Source organism: Lapillicoccus sp., assembly GCF_036559105.1.
GTDB lineage: Bacteria > Actinomycetota > Actinomycetes > Actinomycetales > Dermatophilaceae > Lapillicoccus.
This window is the reverse complement of the sequence record NZ_DATBTV010000147.1, coordinates 1-4,840: the sequence shown is the minus strand read 5'-3', so window position 1 is coordinate 4,840 and position 4,840 is coordinate 1. Positions and strand designations below refer to the sequence as shown.

Sequence of the window (4,840 nt, the reverse complement as noted above, 5' to 3'; positions counted from 1 at the left end):
TCAGGCACGATTGACCCCTTCACATGAACACATCCAGTCCTGGTTGGCTGAACTGCCTGGGCCAGTGGCGGTTGCCTGCGAGGCCGGTCCCACGGGCTTTGGCCTGGCGGGCGTTGGACTCGGCAGGGATTCGGTGCGTGGTTGCGGCCCCGTCGACATTGCGACGCCCGGCGGGTGACCGCGTGAAGACCCACGCCAAGGACGCGGTCCATCTGGCTCGGCTGCTGCTCCTGGACGAGGTCACGGCCGTGATGTCGTCCGAGGCGGCCCGGGACCTGGTCCGGGCGCAGCTGGCTGGTGCTGGTCGTTGGCCGTCATGGACGACTGACCACTCCTTGATCGGCTTCGTCGACCAAGGCGGTTGGTGGCAGCGCGAGGAGCGGACCCGCGATCCAACTATGAACAGCGAAACCCATTGGGGTACAGCGATGCTCGACGCTAGACACGCGGTCCCGTTCCTGCCGAACCACCGTCCTGCGGTACCCAACCCGCGCATATCAGTCTGACCGCGCGTCGCCAACGACACGCTCGCCAGCCACCTGCGCGACGAAGCAGAGGCGCCGTCCGGACTCATCGCTCCCGACGGCGCCTCACCCTGCCTCTTGACAGAGAGCCACTACATATCAGTTGGGGTTCGGGTCCTCCAGGTGGGCCGTGCCGACCGGCTGAGGCGGGCCCAGCCCGCGTACCGGCGCGAGCAGCCGCTCGACCGCCTGCTCGACCTCGCCGCGCCAGCGCAGCGCCGTTCGCAGGTCCAGCCGGAGGCGGGGGTACGTGACGTGGTCGCGGGCGGTCCGGAAGCCCACAGCGGTGAGGAACTCGGCGGGCAGCAGGCAGTCGGTACGCCCGCTGCCGGACCCGTAGGCCTCGAGCGCCTTGTGACCGCGGCGGAGGACGTCCTTGGCCGCCGACTGGACCAGGACGCGCCCCAGCCCCTGACCTACGTACTCGGGGTCGATCCGTGCCGTCACGAGCACGATGGCGTCGCGGCTGACCGGGGCCGTGGGGAAGGCCAGCGCACGCGGCACGAGATGCGCGGGCGCGTACGTGATGTAGCCGGCGAACCGGCCGTCGACGTAGACCACTCGGCCGGGTGACCCCCACTCGAGCAGCGTCGCGGTGAGCCAGCCCTCCTTGTCCTCGCGCGGGTGTCGGCGACGACGCGCGGCGAGCGCGGGTCCCAGCTCCCAGAAGACGCAGTCGGCGCAGGTACCGGTGAGGTCGCCGAGACGGTCCACGGTGAGGGGCAGCACCTCGCGTCCCATGCGGCGGCCTCCTCTTCCCGGACCTAGAGCGTACCGGCGCACCGGCGGAGTGCCGCCGACGCGTCGGCGCTGTTGCGTGGGCTGGAGCCGGGCGATGTCGGCCGAGCCCGCGCGCACGGTTGCCTGGGTGGGCCGGCGGCTGGGGCTCGTGCAGCCCACGCCGGTCAGCCCGTGCCGGCGGGACACCCGGGTCGAGCCGAAAGACGGCCAGCATCCCGACGTGCTGGGCACGCAGAACGTGATTAGGGTCGGTCGAATGAGCACCTACGTCGAGGAGAGCTTCACCCGGGACACCGACTACATCGCCGACCGGATCACCGCCGATGGTGGGGGTGACTGGCCGGTGGCGCCCAGCCGGTACCGGCTGGTCGTCGCTCGGGCCTGCCCCTGGGCCCATCGGTCGATCATCGTCCGGCGGCTGCTCGGCCTCGAGGACGCCATCTCGATGGGGGTGTGCGGGCCGACCCACGATGAGCGTTCGTGGACGTTCGACCTCGACCCTGACGGCCTGGACCCGGTGTTGCGGATCCCCCGGATCCAGGACGCCTACCTGGCTCGCTTCCCGGACTACCCCAAGGGGATCACCGTGCCCTGCCTGGTCGACGTGCCCTCGGGCCGGGTGGTCACCAACGACGTCCCGACGATCACCCTGGACCTCGAAACACAGTGGCAGGCCTACCAGCGGGCCGGGGCGCCGGACCTCTACCCCGAGGCGCTCCGGCCCGAGATGGACGTCGTGATGGAGCGCGTCTACCGTTCCGTCAATAACGGCGTATACCGCTGTGGCTTCGCCGGCACCCAGGACGCCTACGAGGCGGCGTACGACCAGCTGTTCGCCGGCCTGGACTGGCTGTCACACCGACTGGCGGACCGTCGGTACCTCATGGGTGACGCCATCACCGAGGCCGACGTGCGGCTGTTCACCACGCTGGTGCGGTTCGACGCGGTCTACCACGGGCACTTCAAGTGCAACCGGCAGAAGCTGACCGAGATGCCGGTCCTGTGGAGCTACGCCCGCGATCTGTTCCAAACGCCGGGGTTCGGCGACACGGTCGACTTCGCCCACATCAAGCGGCACTACTACGTCGTCCATCACGACGTGAACCCGACGGGCATCGTGCCGAAGGGCCCGCTGCTGGAGGAGTGGGCGGCGCCCCACGACCGGGACCGGCTCGGCGGTGGGCCGTTCGGCAGCGGTACAACGCCCGGGCCCGTGGCGACGGGCGAGGTGGTTCCGCCGGAGCACAACCCGGCGCTGGCACTTCTCTAGAGTCTCCGCTAGATCCGGTCCATGAGGCCGACGATCCGGTTGAGGTCGTCGACCGAGGCGAACTCCACGGTGAGCTTCCCCTTGCGCTGGCCGAGGGCGATCGTCACCCGGGTGTCGTAGCGGTCGGACAGCCGAGAGGCCAGGTCGTCCAGCTGCGGGTGCCGGTTCCCCGCGCGGGGTCGGCGGAGCCTCGGGACGGCCGCCGGGTCGTCGCCACCCATGGCGACGATCTCCTCGACGCTGCGCACCGAGAGTCCTTCGGCGACGATCCGCTGGGCGAGCCGCTCCATGGCCGCACCGTCGTCCAGGCCGAGCAGGGCCCGGGCATGCCCGGCGGACAGGACGCCGGCCGCGAGACGCCGGGCGACGAGTGGAGGGAGCCGGAGCAACCGCAGCGTGTTGGAGATCTGTGGCCGCGAACGGCCGATGCGGGCGGCCAGCTCCTCGTGCGAGCACCCGAAGTCGTCGAGCAGCTGCTGGTATGCGGCAGCCTCCTCGAGCGGGTTCAGCTGGCTGCGGTGCAGGTTCTCCAGGAGCGCGTCCCGCAACAGGTCGTCGTCGGCGGTCTCCTTGACGATCGCCGGGATCGAGTCCTGGCCCGCGAGCTGGCTGGCGCGCAGCCGGCGCTCGCCCATGATGAGCTCGAACCGCGGCCCCGACGGTTCGTGGTGCTCGCCGGGCTCGCCGGGCTCGGCTGCCTCGTGGGGCCTGTCAGGCTCGGATTCGGGGATGGGCCGGACCACGACGGGCTGGAGGACGCCGATCTCTCGGATCGACGCGGCCAGCTCGGCCAGCTCGTCCTCGTCGAACACCGTGCGCGGCTGACGCGGGTTCGGACGGATCGACGCGATGGGGAGGAAGGCGAAGGTCGCCCCCGGAACCGGAGCCAGGTCACCCCGCCACGGGCTCGATCGGAGATTCTCAGCATCTCTAGCGGAATCGCTATCGACCGGGCGGTCGGACTCGGAAGGCGCACCATCGTGCCGGCTGCCGTCGCCGGAGTGAGCGTCGCGGGCTTCGTCCTGGTGGGGGGCGCGCTTCTGGTCGTTGTCAGGCTCGGAGTGATGGCCGCCGTCGTGGTGGTGCTCGCCACGCTGGTCGGGTTCGTGGCCGTTGCTGTCGTGGTCCGGCTCGAGCGTGATCGTCGGCGTGCTCTCCCGGAAGAAGACGTCGACCGGTCGAGCGGTCCCGGGGGAGGTGGGGATGAGCGCCCCGAGACCGCGTCCCAGTGCTCGCCGCTTCTCGCTCATCGCGCTCCCTCTTTCGCCGTCGCTGTCGTCGCGGCGCCCCGGACGGCGAGCTCGCCGGCCGCTTCGAGGTACGAGAGAGCGCCGCTGCTCGTGGGGTCGTACGTCATCACGGTCTCGCCGAAGCTGGGCGCCTCGGACACGCGCACCGAGCGCGGAACGCTCGTACGCAGGACCTGGTCGGGGAAGTGGGATCGGACCTCGTCCGCGACCTGGGACGACAGTCTGGTGCGTCCGTCGTACATGGTCAGGAGGATGGTCGACACGTGCAGATCGGGGTTGAGGTGGCCCCGGATCAGCTCGATATTCTTGAGCAGCTGCGACAGACCCTCGAGGGCGTAGTACTCGCACTGGATCGGGATGAACACCTCGGAGGCGGCGACGAAGGCGTTGATGGTGAGTAGTCCGAGGCTCGGCGGACAGTCGATGAGGACGTAGTCGAGGTCGGCCGTGGCGAGGTGGTTGTTGAGCGCTCGGCCGAGACGCATCTCGCGCGCCACCATCGAGACCAGCTCGATCTCGGCGCCGGCCAGGTCGATCGTCGCCGGGGCGCACAACAGTCCCTCGACCGTCGGGCACGGCACGATGACCTCGGCGAACGCCTTGCCGTCGACGAGTACGTCGTAGACGCTCGGTACCTCGGCGTGGTGGTCGACACCGAGCGCGGTGCTGGCGTTGCCCTGCGGGTCGAGGTCGATGACGAGCACCTTGAGCCCGGACTGGGCCAGCGCCGCTGCGACGTTCACCGTCGTGGTGGTCTTGCCGACGCCGCCCTTCTGGTTCGCCACGGTGAGTACCCGCGTCGACGGAGGCGATGGCAGCCGCCGCCCGGTGAGTGCGATCCGCCGGCGGGCGTCCTGGGCCAGGGTCTGCGCCAGCGGCGTGTCCGCCCCCGCCTCGGGAATCGCAGCGACCAGCTCCTCGCGGAGGTCGGCCGACGTTTCACGTGAAACCGGGCTCTCGTCGACGACCTGCCCGCCGGCCCCGCTCGCTTCGCTGGCCTCGCTGGTGTCGGTAGCCGGGATGGTGCCGGTGTCGACGATGGTTTCGTGCTCGGT

At 70.4% G+C, this 4,840-nt stretch carries 4 protein-coding genes and 1 pseudogene; 2 read left to right on the top strand and 3 right to left on the bottom strand.

Annotated features, from left to right (window positions below; genetic code table 11):
- Window positions 1–290: pseudogene (locus VIG79_RS19935) on the top strand (IS110 family transposase); the annotation flags it as partial.
- A 333-nt stretch (window positions 291–623) separates the two neighbouring features.
- Here VIG79_RS19935 and VIG79_RS17670 read toward each other — a convergent pair.
- Window positions 624–1,265 (bottom strand): GNAT family N-acetyltransferase, encoded by a 642-nt coding sequence (locus VIG79_RS17670; RefSeq protein WP_331888013.1) that lies wholly within the window; start codon window positions 1,263–1,265, stop codon window positions 624–626.
- Window positions 1,266–1,521: 256 nt separating this feature from the next.
- Here VIG79_RS17670 and VIG79_RS17665 point away from each other — a divergent pair, with 256 nt between their 5' ends.
- Window positions 1,522–2,535, top strand: coding sequence for a glutathione S-transferase family protein (locus tag VIG79_RS17665; RefSeq protein WP_331888011.1), 1,014 nt, complete (start codon window positions 1,522–1,524; stop codon window positions 2,533–2,535).
- Window positions 2,536–2,543: 8 nt separating this feature from the next.
- Here the strand turns inward: VIG79_RS17665 and VIG79_RS17660 are convergent, their stop codons facing one another.
- Together VIG79_RS17660 and VIG79_RS17655 are read right to left on the bottom strand one after the other, a co-directional pair.
- Window positions 2,544–3,785, bottom strand: coding sequence for a ParB/RepB/Spo0J family partition protein (locus VIG79_RS17660; RefSeq protein ID WP_331888009.1), 1,242 nt, complete (start codon window positions 3,783–3,785; stop codon window positions 2,544–2,546).
- Window positions 3,782–4,807, bottom strand: a complete 1,026-nt coding sequence (locus tag VIG79_RS17655) for an AAA family ATPase (RefSeq protein WP_331888017.1) — start codon at window positions 4,805–4,807, stop codon at window positions 3,782–3,784. The genes VIG79_RS17660 and VIG79_RS17655 overlap by 4 nt, the downstream gene beginning before the upstream one ends.
- Between the last annotated feature and the right edge of the window lie 33 nt (window positions 4,808–4,840).

Coding starts and splice junctions, on each gene's coding strand:
- VIG79_RS17670 (WP_331888013.1), bottom strand. CDS start 1,265: ATGGGACGCGAGGTGCTGCCCCTCACCGTGGACCGTCTCGGCGACCTC.
- VIG79_RS17665 (WP_331888011.1), top strand. CDS start 1,522: ATGAGCACCTACGTCGAGGAGAGCTTCACCCGGGACACCGACTACATC.
- VIG79_RS17660 (WP_331888009.1), bottom strand. CDS start 3,785: ATGAGCGAGAAGCGGCGAGCACTGGGACGCGGTCTCGGGGCGCTCATC.